This window comes from Alloprevotella tannerae ATCC 51259 (assembly GCF_000159995.1).
GTDB lineage: Bacteria > Bacteroidota > Bacteroidia > Bacteroidales > Bacteroidaceae > Alloprevotella > Alloprevotella tannerae.
In genome coordinates this window covers 124,016-138,947 of record NZ_GG700643.1, presented here as the reverse complement: position 1 = coordinate 138,947, position 14,932 = coordinate 124,016, and the positions used below count along the sequence as shown (strand labels likewise).

11 protein-coding genes are annotated in these 14,932 nt (G+C 39.2%); 7 read left to right on the top strand and 4 right to left on the bottom strand.

Annotated elements, in window-relative coordinates; translation table 11 throughout:
- Positions 1–8: 8 nt before the first annotated feature.
- The 4 genes from rlmD to GCWU000325_RS06565 form a co-directional block, all read right to left on the bottom strand.
- Positions 9–1,430 carry a 23S rRNA (uracil(1939)-C(5))-methyltransferase RlmD gene (gene rlmD / locus GCWU000325_RS06580; RefSeq protein ID WP_006255533.1) on the bottom strand — a complete coding sequence of 474 codons (1,422 nt, stop codon included), beginning with the start codon at positions 1,428–1,430 and terminating at the stop codon, positions 9–11.
- A 110-nt stretch (positions 1,431–1,540) separates the two neighbouring features.
- Positions 1,541–2,611 carry an A/G-specific adenine glycosylase gene (mutY, locus tag GCWU000325_RS06575; RefSeq protein WP_006255532.1) on the bottom strand — a complete coding sequence of 357 codons (1,071 nt, stop codon included), beginning with the start codon at positions 2,609–2,611 and terminating at the stop codon, positions 1,541–1,543.
- Positions 2,604–3,659, bottom strand: coding sequence for a mannose-1-phosphate guanylyltransferase (locus GCWU000325_RS06570; RefSeq protein ID WP_006255531.1), 1,056 nt, complete (start codon positions 3,657–3,659; stop codon positions 2,604–2,606). The genes mutY and GCWU000325_RS06570 overlap by 8 nt, the downstream gene beginning before the upstream one ends.
- Before the next feature lie 5 nt (positions 3,660–3,664).
- Positions 3,665–4,051 (bottom strand): DUF1573 domain-containing protein, encoded by a 387-nt coding sequence (locus tag GCWU000325_RS06565; protein ID WP_040599674.1) that lies wholly within the window; start codon positions 4,049–4,051, stop codon positions 3,665–3,667.
- 161 nt (positions 4,052–4,212) lie between these two features.
- Here GCWU000325_RS06565 and ruvC point away from each other — a divergent pair, with 161 nt between their 5' ends.
- The 7 genes from ruvC to GCWU000325_RS06530 all read left to right on the top strand — a co-directional run bounded on the left by ruvC (position 4,213) and on the right by GCWU000325_RS06530 (position 14,926).
- The gene (gene ruvC, locus GCWU000325_RS06560; protein WP_050756639.1) at positions 4,213–4,842 is read left to right on the top strand and encodes a crossover junction endodeoxyribonuclease RuvC; all 630 of its coding nucleotides are present in this window, start codon (positions 4,213–4,215) and stop codon (positions 4,840–4,842) included.
- Positions 4,839–5,345 carry a hypothetical protein gene (locus tag GCWU000325_RS06555; protein ID WP_006255528.1) on the top strand — a complete coding sequence of 169 codons (507 nt, stop codon included), beginning with the start codon at positions 4,839–4,841 and terminating at the stop codon, positions 5,343–5,345. Before ruvC ends, GCWU000325_RS06555 begins: the two co-directional genes overlap by 4 nt.
- A gap of 1,069 nt (positions 5,346–6,414) precedes the next feature.
- The gene (locus tag GCWU000325_RS06550) at positions 6,415–8,067 is read left to right on the top strand and encodes a diphosphate--fructose-6-phosphate 1-phosphotransferase (protein ID WP_006255527.1); all 1,653 of its coding nucleotides are present in this window, start codon (positions 6,415–6,417) and stop codon (positions 8,065–8,067) included.
- Between the two features lie 72 nt (positions 8,068–8,139).
- The gene (locus GCWU000325_RS06545) at positions 8,140–8,991 is read left to right on the top strand and encodes a glycoside hydrolase family 25 protein (protein WP_006255525.1); all 852 of its coding nucleotides are present in this window, start codon (positions 8,140–8,142) and stop codon (positions 8,989–8,991) included.
- A 130-nt stretch (positions 8,992–9,121) separates the two neighbouring features.
- Entirely contained in the window at positions 9,122–10,300 is a 1,179-nt protein-coding gene (locus GCWU000325_RS06540) for an efflux RND transporter periplasmic adaptor subunit (RefSeq protein ID WP_006255524.1), read from the top strand.
- 32 nt (positions 10,301–10,332) lie between these two features.
- A complete protein-coding gene (locus GCWU000325_RS06535; protein WP_006255523.1) occupies positions 10,333–13,539 on the top strand; it encodes an efflux RND transporter permease subunit in 3,207 nt (1,068 codons plus the stop codon).
- Positions 13,540–13,543: 4 nt separating this feature from the next.
- The gene (locus tag GCWU000325_RS06530; RefSeq protein WP_006255522.1) at positions 13,544–14,926 is read left to right on the top strand and encodes an efflux transporter outer membrane subunit; all 1,383 of its coding nucleotides are present in this window, start codon (positions 13,544–13,546) and stop codon (positions 14,924–14,926) included.
- The last annotated feature ends 6 nt before the right edge of the window (positions 14,927–14,932 follow it).

The following is a 14,932-nucleotide window of genomic DNA, read 5'->3' as shown; positions in this document are numbered from 1 at the left end:
GGAATAAATTAATTGTTTCTTTCCATCAATAGAACATTTTCCACATGATGAGTTTGCGGAAACATATCTACAGGCTGTACTTTGGTAATATGATAGTCTGTAGAAAGAAGTGATACATCGCGAGCTTGTGTTGCAGGATTACAGCTAACGTATACAATACGCTTCGGGGCAGCAAAAAGTATAGTAGATATAACGTCATTATGCATACCTGCTCGTGGAGGATCTGTGATTATAACATCTGGACGCCCATATAATGCCACGAAATCATCAGTAAGAATATCCTTCATATCTCCGGCAAAGAACTGAATATTGTCAAGATTGTTTAGTACTGCATTTTCTTTTGCGTCTTTTATCGCTTCTGGAACATATTCAATACCTATAACTCTTTTGGCTTTTCCTGCAATAAAGTTGGCAATGGTCCCAGTACCAGTATAAAGATCGTACACGTATTCATTGCCAGAGAGATTGGCAAACTCACGTACTACCTTGTACAAGGTAAATGCTTGTTCAGAGTTTGTCTGATAAAAACTCTTAGGACCAATCTTAAATTGAAGATCTTCCATTTGCTCATATATGCAATCAGTCCCGCTGTATGTATGTATGTCTAAATCAGAAATTGTATCGTTGCATTTAGTGTTATTGACATACAACAGTGAGGTTATTTCAGGAAAGGTTGTTTTTATCCATTGTAGAACATCCTGAGCTTCTTTTTCCTCTTGAGCCTCCCTAATACTAAATTGAAGAAGCACCATAATCTCTCCGGTTGAAGTTTTTCGCAACATCATATTACGGAGCAGTCCCGTCTGATTTCTTAGGTCAAAAAAGGAATATCCTTTTTCAATAATATAACTGCGCAGACCATTTCTAATTCTATTGTTAAAGTCATCCATTAGGAAACATTCTTTTAAATCTAAGATCTTATCAAACGCCCCTGGGATATGGAAGCCTACGGCATTCATATCTGGAAAGACAACTCTGCTCTCTATTTCCTCTTTAGTGAGCCACTTTTTATTTGAGAAGCCAAACTCTAATTTGTTTCGATAGGCTTTAGTTTTTTTGCTTCCTATAATTGGAGAAATATTAGGAAAGGAGACTTTCCCTATTCTTGCTAAGGCATCTTCTACCTGCTGTTGCTTCGCTTTGAGTTGTTCTTCATAAGGAAGACACTGCCATTTACAGCCACCGCAAACGCCGAAATGTTTACAAAATGGCTGTATGCGCATTGGGGAAGGCTGAATAATGCTTGCAATAGTTGCTTCTGCGTAATGCGATTTCTTACGTGTAACTTGTAGATCAACAATGTCGCCCGGTACCGCATAAGGAATAAAAATAACCTTATTATCTACTCGAGCTATAGCCTTTCCTTCGGCTGCGATACCTTCAATCTGTATGTTTTCTAACAAGGGTAGAGGCTTCCTTTTTCTTGCCATGAAAATCTTTATTTTTGGATTGCGAAGTTAATGACTTTTATTGAATTAATCTGTAGGTCTTGCTGTTTTCTCAACAGTGAGAATACTTTTAAAAGGTAGGAAAGAGACATTTATTTTAAGTTGTCTATGGCTTCATATAATTGCTCTACTAATCTGGACGCTGGATAGTTTGCTCTTTCTTTTTCTGGAATAAAACTATACTTTTCAATAGTTGTAAATTTAGTGAGATCCACCTCATAACAATCTACAATTAAAACTTGATGTGTTAGTACATGTTTTATCTCCTTTACTGCTAATCTAAATGCTGCTTGTTTGGGAAGGTTCGCCTTTTGAATAATAGAAGGCAATTCAGCATGCTCAGAAAATTCTATAAGTAATGGCTCATAAAGCCCTTGCCATATATCTCCTCTCTCTCGACGATGCAATAGGATACGATCTTTGTATCTGATATAAAGATAAACTAAAAAACGGGTTCGAATCGCTGTTTTTTTTGCCTTGATAGGTAACGATGAAACTGAGGTTTCTAAAAACGCAATACAGTTCGCTTGTAGAGGACATTCATTACAATTTGGGTTATTGGGGACACACTGCAACGCACCAAAGTCCATCAGAGCTTGATTGTATTGTGCAGGATTTTTTTTATCTAAAAGGTTTTGTGCCAGTGCGGCAAATAACTTTTTTCCTTCAGTTGTATCAATAGGCGTTGTTATTCCCCAGTATCTTGCAAGCACTCTATACACGTTTCCATCAACTACGGCATAAGGCAGATTATAAGCAAACGACGCTATGGCCGCAGCTGTATAATCGCCAACTCCTTTTAACATCCTTATATCCTTATAGTTGGTTGGAAATTCTCCTCTTTCTACTATTGATTTTGCAGCACTATACAAATTTCGTGCACGAGAGTAATAGCCCAAACCTTGCCACAGTTTTAGCACCTCATCTTCATCGGCTTTAGCCAAATCTTCTACAGAAGGAAAGCGATCTATGAACCGGAGATAGTAGTCATATCCTTGAACAACCCTTGTTTGTTGTAAGATGATTTCAGAAATCCATATGCGATATGGATCTTTTATATCGCGCCAAGGTAGTTCTCGCTTATTATTGAGATACCATTCTTCTATTTGTTCTGCAAAATAATGAGCCTCTTGAAGGCTTGATGCTTCAAACGTATCAATCATGGAAAAGTTTGATACGCTGCTCTTCCGATAATTTGCAGATAAGAAGCGTTCCTTCTTTTTCCGCTACTATATACCCATCTAATCCCTGTACAACTACCTTTTTCAGATTCTCTGTGTGAACAATGCAATTAAAACTGTCATACAAGTTAATTTGCTCTCCGATAGAAGCATTGCCATATTTATCTTGCGATATATGATTACGCAACGAGCCCCACGAGCCTAAGTCGCTCCAACCAAAGGATGCTGGGTATACATATACATCTTCAGAACGCTCAAGTATAGCATAATCGACTGAGATAGATGGACATTTCTCATAAGCCTCGTTTATTTTTTCTTGTTCCTGATCCGTACCATAGTAAGGCAAGCGAGATTCAAACAATTCTGAAATCTCAGGGTCCCAGATTCGGAAAGCATTAACGATTGTACTGACGCTCCATATAAAGATACCTGAGTTCCAGAAATAAACATTACGCCGTAGATACTCTTTGGCAACCTCTAAAGTTGGCTTCTCTTTAAACATATCTACACGAAAGATATTCTTCATTCGAGGCGATGCTGCCGTCAGATCAGCTTTGATATAGCCATATCCTGTTTCCGGATGAGTGGGGCGAATACCTATGGTAACAATAGCATCCGTTTCTGAAGCAAACTTCAATCCGCCTTCAATCACATTCCTAAAATCCGGAACGTCAGTTATGATATGATCACTCGGCGTAACGATGATGTTCGCCCGAGGGCTCTGTTTCTTAATCTTCCAGCTTGCGTAACAAATGCAGGGAGCTGTATTTCTTCTAACAGGTTCCAAGAGAACATTCTCTTTAGGTATATCCGGCAATTGCTCATAGACCAAATCGCGATAATCGGCTGAAGTGACCACCCAAATATTCTTGGCCGGTACAATTCCTTCAAATCTTTTGGCTGTTAACTGTATAAGTGTCAGTCCGCAACCTAAAACATCTATAAACTGTTTAGGTAGTTTACTACTACTAAGTGGCCAGAAACGACTACCAATGCCGCCAGCCATTATGACAAGATGATTATCCGGCATAACGATTACTTTTTATTTGAGACCATATCTCCTTCTATATAGACGCGCACTATATTATTTTTCGCATTCGAACTGATCGTGACCGGCTTCTTAAAATGGCCTGGGAATAAGTTCTTGCCATTATAGCTTATTGTGACTTTCCCCTTTTCGCCCGGATTGATCGGTGTACGCGTAAAGCTGGCTACAGTGCAACCACAAGAGGAGAATGCCTGCTGAATCACCAAAGGCTTATCGCCGGTATTGGTAAACAGAAATTCGCACTTTTGCGGTTGGTCACTTGAGAATGTACCAAAATCGTGAGATGTCTTTTCAAACTGAATCACAGCTTGTGCTTGTAGCGTTTGGCATATTGCTCCTAGAAGAAGACCTGCTATGAGTAAAAATCTTTTCATAACCTTTTCTATATTTAGTTGGGGTTTCTTATTCTGCAAAAATAGGATTATTTTGCTTAATAGTAATCTTTCACAGAAAAAAAATGGGCTATCAAGCCGTTATCCGTATTTTTGCAACGATTAATAGCCGCTACCCGTTTGCTTTAGTACTTCTACAAAGGATGAGGAAAACAATCGACAAAGTTATATTGGGAATAGATCCAGGAACGAACCTTCTTGGATATGGCGTGCTTCATATTCGCAACAACAAAGTCGAAATGGAAGCAATGGGAGTGATTGATTTGCGAAAAGTCAAAGATGTATATCTTAAGCTTGGACGCATACATGAGCGTATAATAGGCATTATTGACTCATTTCATCCTGATGAATTGGCTATCGAAGCTCCATTTTTTGGCAAAAACATACAAAGTATGCTGAAATTGGGTAGGGCACAGGGCGTGGCAATTGCAGCCGCAATAAGCCGAGATATACCTATTCACGAATATGCCCCGTTAAAAATTAAGATGGCTATAACGGGAAATGGACAGGCTAGCAAAGAGCAAGTGGCTGACTTTTTAAAACGTATCTTGAGTTTAAAAGAGGAACAAATGCTTTCTTATATGGATGCCACGGATGCTTTAGCTGCGGCCTATTGTCATTATTTGCAAGATGGTCGCGAAGAAAAAACGCTTGGCGTGCCTCATTCGTGGGCTGCTTTTGTAAAACAAAATCAAAATAGAGTGGCCGTATTACCCAATAAATCACGATTAAAGATTGATAACTGCCAAACTAAAAAAACATTGAAGGAATGAAACGAACAACTTTTTTATGTATTATCACTTGTACTCTGCTACTTTTTTCAGGACAAAAAGCTACTGCACAAGAGGTGTATAAAATGGTAATGCAAAATGCACAACATGCTGTTGAGATGCCAACAAGTAGTTTTGCGCAAACTCAAATTGCGCAATTTAAAATAACGGCATTAAACTATATGAAGCAGAAAGCTTTCGATACTATGCCTGAAGTGACCACTAACTTCTTAAATACAAAGGCTTATTATCTGTCGGAGTTTATTACGCTTTTCTTCAATGAATTGATGAAGGTAAAAGGCTTGAAAGAAGATAAGCAAAAGAGGTGCATAATGTTATTTTTCAAAGCAGCAAACGCTCATCCTCAATTTAAGATAGTAGAGGAGGCGACAGCTGAAGATAGCATATCAACCGGCGAAAACCTAATACCTTTCCCGCTAAATACTGATTGGGAAAAAGCTTATGAGGAGGTGCAAGAGAAATTAAAGTCAAAATCGGCAAAGTAGTTGTCATTATGACTTTCTGTATATTTATATTGCCACAGATAAGCCTTACTGTGATTGCTACTACAGTAAGGCTTTTTTATGCGAATGAACAGCTTTTGCAAAATTAGTAATGATATTGAAGCCGCAAGGGCTTAACGTCAAGCGATCACGCTCTTGGTGCCATGGGAATAAGTATCTGAATTTTATTGGTAAAACCTTGTTGTAAATTTGCCTAACTGCCGTTTCAAGTTTGTACCTTCACAGTGGTACAATTGTATCACCGCAAGCGAATAAACGTACTTTCGTGATGGGAGAAATTTGCCTTCACGAGTGGAGCGTGCAAAACCTTTTTCGATATCTACAAACGTTGAAATAGAAACTTTTTAAAATAGAGTGGTGGGGGATTGATATGGAAAGAGGGTATGAGAAAAATTAATAAAACAATTCGTCACCCAATAGAATCTCAATAGATTCACCTTATCTATCCTTTAAAATGTTTCAGCTATATAACATAAAAAGATTGAGTGTCTCACGACAACCAATCTTTACTAACCTTAAATCTAATACCATGAAAACGATGCGAAGTTAAGGGTAAAGAAATTGTTTCGCAAGTAATTCGGCATCTTTCTCTAAGTGTTTAAAATTGTTTATGTTTTTAGTTGTTAAATTGCAAACCATAAATTGCGAAAGATTATGCTACTTGGGTTTGTTGACTTCGGTGGTATAAAAAGTAAAGGTTGATTGTCTCACGACAACCAACCTCTTGCTAACCTTAAATCTAATACCATGAAAAACATTGCAAAGATAAAGCCAATAAGTCTAATACACAACTTAAAAGGGGGAATTATCGCCAATCTTTAAAATTGTTTTATCCTTATTGCATATGTTTGTAAAGTCTATATGCGCTTTGGGAACTTTTAGTTGATTATCTCAAACAAAGTTGTTATTTTCTTTGGCCTATCTTAAGCAAATATGTAATTTCGCTGATGAAATAGGAACCGCTATATAGATGAAGAAAAACCTTTTCTTCTTTGATCGTGTCGCGGATTTCAAATTTGGTGTATTCAGTAACTAATTATTTGATTTGAAAATGGAAATTAGTGCATTACAGAAGGCTCGTTCGTCCTATCAGCCCAAATTGCCAAAAGGCTTGCGCGGAAATGTAGACATTATTGAGGGTGCTCCTACGGAGAGTGTAGGCGATCAGGCAGAAATTAAAAGACTCTTTCCGCATACTTATGGTATGCCTCTCGTGGAATTCGCTCCTGCAAAGGAGGTGAAAGAATATGCACCGATCAATGTTGGTATAATTTTGTCAGGAGGCCAAGCTCCCGGCGGCCATAACGTGATTTGCGGCTTATTTGACGAATTGAAGAAGCAAAATCCTAAAAGTAAGCTGTATGGTTTCTTAATGGGACCAAGCGGTTTAGTAGACCATAAATATAAAGAACTTACGGCAGAAGTCATTGATAAATACCGAAATACAGGCGGATTTGATATGATCGGTTCTGGACGTACAAAGCTGGAAACGAAAGAGCAATTTGATAGTGGCTTAGAAATTATTCGTCAACTCAATCTTAACGCTGTAATCATTATTGGTGGTGACGATTCAAACACTAATGCGTGCATGTTGGCGGAATATTATGCCTCAATTAATGCAGGGGTGTCTGTGATTGGCTGTCCGAAAACAATTGATGGGGATCTTAAGAACGACCAAATAGAAACCAGCTTCGGATTTGACTCTGCTTGTAAAACTTATAGTGAGTTGATAGGTAATATACAACGCGATGCTAACTCAGCTCGTAAATATTGGCACTTCATTAAGCTTATGGGCCGCTCAGCTAGCCACATAGCTTTAGAGTGTGCGTTGCAGACGCAACCCAATATTTGCATTATCAGTGAAGAGGTGGAAGCCAACAATATGACATTGGATGATGTTGTAAATCAGATTTGTGAAGTCGTTGTTAAACGTTCGGAAGAGGGACTTTATTATGGCACAATTTTGATTCCGGAAGGATTGATTGAATTCGTTCCTGCTTTCAAGCGTTTGATTGCCGAGCTGAGCGACTTGCTTTCTTCTGATTTAGCTAAGACTGAAGCAAAGGGATTGAAGTCTGATGATTTGTTAGCTTGGATTTTGAACCATGTTTCTGCAGAAAACCTCCCGACTTTGAAAAGCCTTCCCGAGGAGGTTGCAAAGCAGTTAGCTTTAGGGCGCGATCCGCATGGCAATGTGCAAGTATCTCTCATCGAGACGGAAAAAATGCTTAGTGAAATGTGCGCTAAGCGTTTAGACGAATGGAAAGAACAAGGTAAGTTTAAAGGTAAGTTTGCTGCTCTACATCACTTCTTCGGATACGAGGGTCGATGCGCAACACCATCAAATTTTGACTGCAACTATTGCTATGCATTAGGAACAAGTGCAGCACAATTAGTTGCCAATGGGAAAACCGGCTATATGGCTATTGTAAAAAATACGACAGCTCCTGCAGATGAGTGGGTTGCCGGTGGAGTTCCTATCACGAAGATGATGAATCTTGAACGTCGTAATGGGCAGATGAAGCCGGTTATTAAAAAGGCTCTGGTACTCCTAGACGGAGAGCCCTTTAAGGAGTTAGTAGAACGACGTAAAGACTGGGCTGTCAATACGCGATACGTGTACCCCGGACCAATTCAGTATTTTGGACCATTAGAAGTATGCGATCAATGCACTATGACTTTAGCATTAGAGCATAAGAAATAAAATGTAAGTATCTCTCTGTATCGAATACTACAGAGAGATACTCTTTCTTCTTTCATAGAAAAACACAATTCAATGTCTACGCAAAAAAAGCGTAAGATCAGCAGGCCTAAACGCCGAAAAGGGAAACCTAGAAAGCGAAATCACCATCAAGGGATAAGGCACACCTTATCTCAAATTTTGGGAGCACTGTTGGTATTAGGCGTAGCATACATTATTTATATATATATAGTGTCACCTTTCACGCTTCGATGGAAGGCGCTTTATGGTATGACAGAGTTTCCTGAGGGGTATTCGATTCGCGGTATAGATATTTCTCATCATCAAGGGGATATCAACTGGGATAAACTCTCTCAAGCCACAATGGGGAAAGAACCGATTAGTTTTATCTTCATAAAAGGTACTGAAGGTACTAGCCTACTTGATGAAAATTTCAATGATAATTTCTATCAAGCTCGTGAGCATGGATTCTTACGTGGTGTATACCATTTTTTCTTACCAGATAAATCAGCGAAAGAGCAAGCTGAATTTTTCTTACACCAAGTACATTTGGAAGAAGGAGACTTACCTCCGGTATTAGATATAGAAATAGATGGCGGACTTTCTGATGAACAATTGAGAAAAGCTGCTCTCACATGGCTGAAAATTGTTGGTGACCATTATGGGGTTAAACCAATCATATACGCAAATTATAAATTTAAATTGCGCTATCTCAATACAAAAGAATTTGAGGATTACCCTTATTGGATAGCTCATTACTATGTTCTAAATTTATCCTACAAGGGAAAATGGCGTTTTTGGCAACATACAGATTGTGGAAGACTTGAAGGTATTTCTGGAAAAGTTGATTTCAATATATACAATGGATCAATGTACGATTTGCGTCAGCTTACTATAGAGCGTATGGAGGAAGGTCATATTCATTAACTATTTCTATATTACCTATTAGAATATACATTATGTTTAATTAGAATAAATAAGGCTGTAGAAACTTATGTATTCTAAATAGTTTTATGCTATCTTTGCCACCACAATACATTAAGACAAAATTTCAGATATGAAACGACTAATTTTGTTGCTGTTTGCAACGGCTCTTATTTTTACAAGCTGCAAAAATAAGACACATGAAATGCCTACGGGTAATAATGAATACACAGTTGAGGTTGTGAAGACTGGCAATGCAGACTTGAAAGTATCATACCCAGCTACAATCAAAGGGACCAAAGATGTTGAAATCAGACCTAAAATATCCGGATTCGTGACTAAAGTCTTTGTAAAAGAAGGACAATGCGTCAAAAAAGGTCAAGTTCTCTTCAGCATCGATGATGCACAGTTTCGCGCAGCAGTATTGAGTGCGCGCGCTCAAATAAAAGTGTGTAATGCGACTATTGCAACTCAAAAGTTAACAGTAGAAAACAAACGCTTGTTATATTCAAAGAATATAATCAGTGATTATGATATGAAGATGGCTGAAAATACTCTGCAAAGTACTCAAGCCCAACTCTTGGCTGCTCGCTCACAATTGCGAGCAGCTTTGGACAACCTTCGTTGGTGTACAATAACTAGTCCTGCTGACGGAGTTATCGGAATGCTTCCTTTTAAAACTGGTGCACTTGTAAGTCCAAGTATGTCAACACCTTTTACTACTGTTTCAGATATTTCGCAAGTTCATGTGTATTTCTCAATGACAGAGAAGCAATTGCTGGAAATGTCAAGGAATTCTAATGGTGGTGTGGCTGAAGCAATTAAACTATTTCCTTCCGTTTCACTACTATTAGCTGATGGTACTCTCTACCAGACACAAGGAAAAATTGATGCGGTTAGTGGAATCATTGATCAAACTACAGGGGCTGTAAGTATGAGGGCCACTTTTAGTAATGAACAAGGTCTGTTGAGAAGCGGAGGATCTGCAACGATACAAATGCCAATTCGCACACATAATGCTATTCTAGTTCCACAAAGCGCTACGATTGAAATACAAGATAAAAAGTTTGTATACATTGTAAATGCAAACAATGAGGTCACAAGCAAAGAAATTAAGGTGGAAGAACAAAATAATGGTAACGTTTATGTCGTTACATTTGGTTTGACTTCTGGAGATAAAATTGTAATTGAAGGCGTTCAGAATCTTAAAAATGGTCAGAAGATCAAACCCATTACAGCAGCTCAAGCAGCAAAAAACATGGCTAAGGCAAAGCAAGACATCAAAGATGGAAAAATGCCAGGTGAGAAATAACTATATAAAAACGGGAAAACCCAACATTCCATATGAAATTAGATAACTTCATTAATCGGCCTGTTCTCTCTACGGTGATTTCTATCCTAATTGTTCTTTTGGGTGCAATAGGTTTGATTTCTTTGCCGATTACTCAATATCCAAGTATTGCTCCGCCGACGGTGAGTGTTTCAACCTCATATATGGGAGCCAATGCGCAGACTGTACTCAACTCTGTAATTATTCCACTAGAGGAACAGATTAATGGCGTTGAAGGATTAGACTATATGACGTCTTCAGCTACAAATACGGGTACAGCCACTATATCAATAACCTTTAAACAAGGTACTGATCCTGATATGGCAGCTGTAAATGTACAAAACTGCGTCAATAAGGCACAAGGTCTTCTGCCTGCAGAAGTAACAAAAGTCGGTGTCATTACTCAAAAACGCCAAAGCTCTATGCTTATGGTCTTTTCTCTTGCAGATGAGTCTGGAAAGTATGATCAACAATTTCTTGAGAATTATGCTAAGATTAATGTAATTCCTCAGGTGCAACGTGTACAAGGCGTTGGTGAAGCAATGGTTATGGGCGCAGATTACTCTATGCGCATTTGGCTAGATCCGACAAAAATGGCTTTACACCATCTAATGCCTACCGATATCACTAGTGTGTTAGCGCAACAAAATATAGAAGCAGCCCCAGGTACAGTTGGAGAGCGCGAAAATCAAACCTTTATGTATACGCTCCGTTATAAAGGGCGTCTTTCTACAGAAAGCGAGTTTGAAAACATGATTATTAAGGCTCTTCCAAATGGAGAGGTTTTGCGTGTTAAGGATGTTGCACGTGTTGAATTAGGTCGTTCAACTTATTCTTTCTCTGGAAAAGTTAATGGGCACAATTCTGTGACGTGTATAGTATTCCAGATGGCGGGTACAAATGCGACCGAAACAGTTCAAAATATTCAAAAGACTTTAGAAGAAAGCCAAAAATCCCTACCCTCGGGTATAAAAATTGTCGTTTCACAAAATGTAAACGATTTCTTATTTGCTTCAATAGAGGAGGTTATCAAGACTTTGTTTGAAGCATTTATCTTGGTTTTTTTTGTAGTCTACATATTCTTACAAGACTTGCGTTCTACGCTCATCCCTACAATAGCTATTCCTGTTGCATTGATTGGAACGTTCTTCGTTCTATATCTTATAGGATTTAGTATAAACCTTCTAACACTTAATGCGCTTGTTTTAGCTATTGCTATTGTTGTCGATGATGCGATTGTTGTTGTCGAAGGTGTTCACGCCAAACTGGATCAAGGTTACAAATCTTCTCGCAAAGCTTCTATCGATGCGATGAGAGAACTAGGCGGAGCAATTGTTTCTATTACGCTTGTAATGATGGCTGTATTTATTCCGGTTAGCTTTATATCTGGAACATCTGGTATCTTTTATAGACAATTTGGTATTACAATGGCCATAGCAATTGGCTTTTCAGCTTTAAATGCTTTGACCCTCTCCCCTGCTCTTTGTGCAATTTTCTTAAAGCCAAAGAATGAAGATAAACAACCGAAATCGACTTTCATAAGTCGTTTTCATAAAAGTTTTAATGCTCATTACGACGCCTTATTAGGTAAGTATAAAAAGCGCGTACTTTTCTTTATTCACAAACCTGTTATTGCTTTTGGTGCAGTCGCTGTAGGAATAACGCTACTTATATTTTTAATGAGAGCTACTCCTAATGCTATGATTCCCTCAGAGGATACAGGAACTATTATGGGTGTTGTAACACTTCCGCCGGGAACATCTCAAGATCGCACAGAACAAGTATTGGCTGAAATTGATAGCTTAGTGCGCTCATCACCGGCAGTTGAAACCAGTACGATGATTTCTGGTTATAGTTTTATAGGTGGGCAAGGTCCTAGCTATGGTTCCTTCATTGTAAAATTAAAGCCTTGGGAAGAGCGATCTCTAAAGCAAGGCTCAACTATTGTTGCAGTTCAATTACTATTGAAGTCTTTGGATGTGTTTAAGAATGCTCAAGTACTCTTTTTCCAGCCTCCTATGATTATGGGATATGGCGTATCTAATGGTTTTTCGTTTAACTTACAAGATAGAACTGGTGGAAGCTTGGATAAGTTTTACCAAGTCTCTCAGGAGTTCCTTGCAGAGTTGCAGAAGCGCCCAGAGATCCAATCAGCTCAGACGACATTTAATCCAAGTTTCCCTCAATACATGGTTGAGATTGACGAAGCTCAATGCCTGAAGGCCGGCTTATCTCCAAGCGCAATTCTCACGACATTACAAGGATATTATGGTGGCCTTTACGCTTCTAATTTTAACCGGTTTGGAAAGCTGTATCGTGTAATGATTCAAGCAGCTCCTAATAAACGAGTTAATATAGAAACGCTTAAAAGTGTGATGGTGCGTAACGGGTCTGAAATGGCACCAATCACGCAGTTTGTAACATTAAAGCGCATCTACGGCCCAGATAACATCAGCCGCTTTAATATGTATACATCCATTAGTGTTAATGGCAATCCTGCTGATGGTTATACATCAGGGCAAGCTTTGCAGGCTATTCAAGAAACTGCAGATAAATATCTACCCTTAGGCTATAGCTTTGAATATTCGGGACTGAGCCGTGAAGAGCAATCTAGCAGTGGGTCTACAACAGCTATCGTATTCTTGCTATGCTTCGTATTTATCTATCTGCTTCTTTCTGCTCAATATGAGAGTTATTTATTGCCAATGGCGGTATTGTTATCCGTGCCTTTCGGTCTTGCAGGGTCTTTCTTATTCATTCAAATGATGGGTGGATTCAATTCGATCATTCCAATATTTGGGGCTGCATCAAATAACATATACACGCAAATTGCCTTGATTATGTTGATTGGTTTGTTAGCTAAAAATGCGATTTTGATCACAGAGTTTGCTTTAGATCGTCGTAAGATGGGCATGAGTATTACTTGGGCAGCAGTCTTAGGTGCAGGCGCTCGTTTACGTCCGATCTTAATGACCTCTTTAGCAATGATCGTTGGTCTGTTGCCGATGATGTTCTCATTTGGTGTCGGAGCAAATGGCAATAGGTCTTTAGGTACAACAGCCATTGGCGGTATGTTGATTGGTATGATATGTCAAATATTCATTGTTCCGGCTCTATTCGTCGCCTTTGAATATCTTCAAGAGAAAATCACACCTTTAAAGTGGGATGATACAGCTCCAATTGAGGCAGAACCAGATATTGAACAATACGTAAGAAAATAGAAGTATGAAAAAGTTCATATATATAGTCTTGTTGGGAGTTAGCTTAAGCTCCTGTCGCATCTATTCCAACTACGAACGTCCAAAATTGGACGTTCAAATGGAGCAACTCTATAGAGATACAACCACTGTAGACCAAGCATTGAAAGGAGACACCATTAATTTTGGCAACCTTTCTTGGCCTGATGTCTTCTCAGATCCTCATTTACAAAGCCTGATTCGCTTGGTTTTAGAAAAGAATGTGGATCTTCGTACAGCAGATTTAACCATTCAAAAGGCAGAAGCAGGACTTCAAGTAAGTCGACTGGCTTTCTTCCCTTCGTTGTCCTTCTCACCTTCTGGAACGATCTCTATTGTAGAGGGCGGAACTACTTCCAAAACCTACAATATACCACTACAAGCCAGTTGGCAAATAGATGCTTTTGGCTCATTGCGCAATGCGAAAAAACAATCTGAATATGGCGTTTTAGCGGCTAAGGCAGCCCGTCAATCCATACAGACTGCTTTAATCGCTTCTACAGCCAATCTGTATTATACGTTGGAAATGTTGGACGCACAATTGCAAACAACTAAATCAACGGCCGCATTATGGGATAAGAATGTCGAAGCTATGGAGGTTATGATGCAAGCCGGAATGACGAATGCAGCAGCAGTTTCACAAGCTAAGGCAAATCGTTTGTCCATTCTCACAACAATTCCGACATTGGAAAGTCAGATCCGAAAAACGGAAAACTCGCTTTGCGCTTTGCTCCACGAAGCACCCCACCCCATAGAGCGCGGTGCTATCCAAGACTTATCGTTCCCCAGTGTGCTTTCAGCCGGTGTTCCAGCCCAGCTTTTGTCAAATCGACCAGATGTTCGTGCGGCTGAATATAAATTAGCCTCTTGCTTTTATGGCGTAAATAAAGCTTATTCGGCTTTCTATCCTAATATTACGATTAATGGTACCGGCGGGTGGACAAACAACTTAGGTATGATTACAAATCCCGGGATGTGGGTAGCCAACTTTGTTGGATCTATCGTTCAGCCGCTTTTTGCACGAGGCCAACTTCGTGCAAATCTTAAAATAGCAAAGGCCGAGGTAGAAGCAGCGCAGCTTAATTTTGAGCAAAAGCTGCTTAATGCAGGCAATGAAGTGAGCAATGCTTTGGCAAATTATCAAACATCGCTACTTAAGATTCAACAGCGTACTAAATTAGTTGAAGAACTACAGAAGTCCGTCGAGACAACAAACCTCATTTTCAAACATGACAACCGCGTAAGTTACTTGGAAACGCTTACGGCACAGCAAGGCCTGTTGCAAGCACAACTTAATTTGATCTCTGACAATTTTGATCGTGCCCAAGCCGTAATCAGTTTGTACCAAGCCCTTGGCGGCGGTAGAAAATAAAATAGT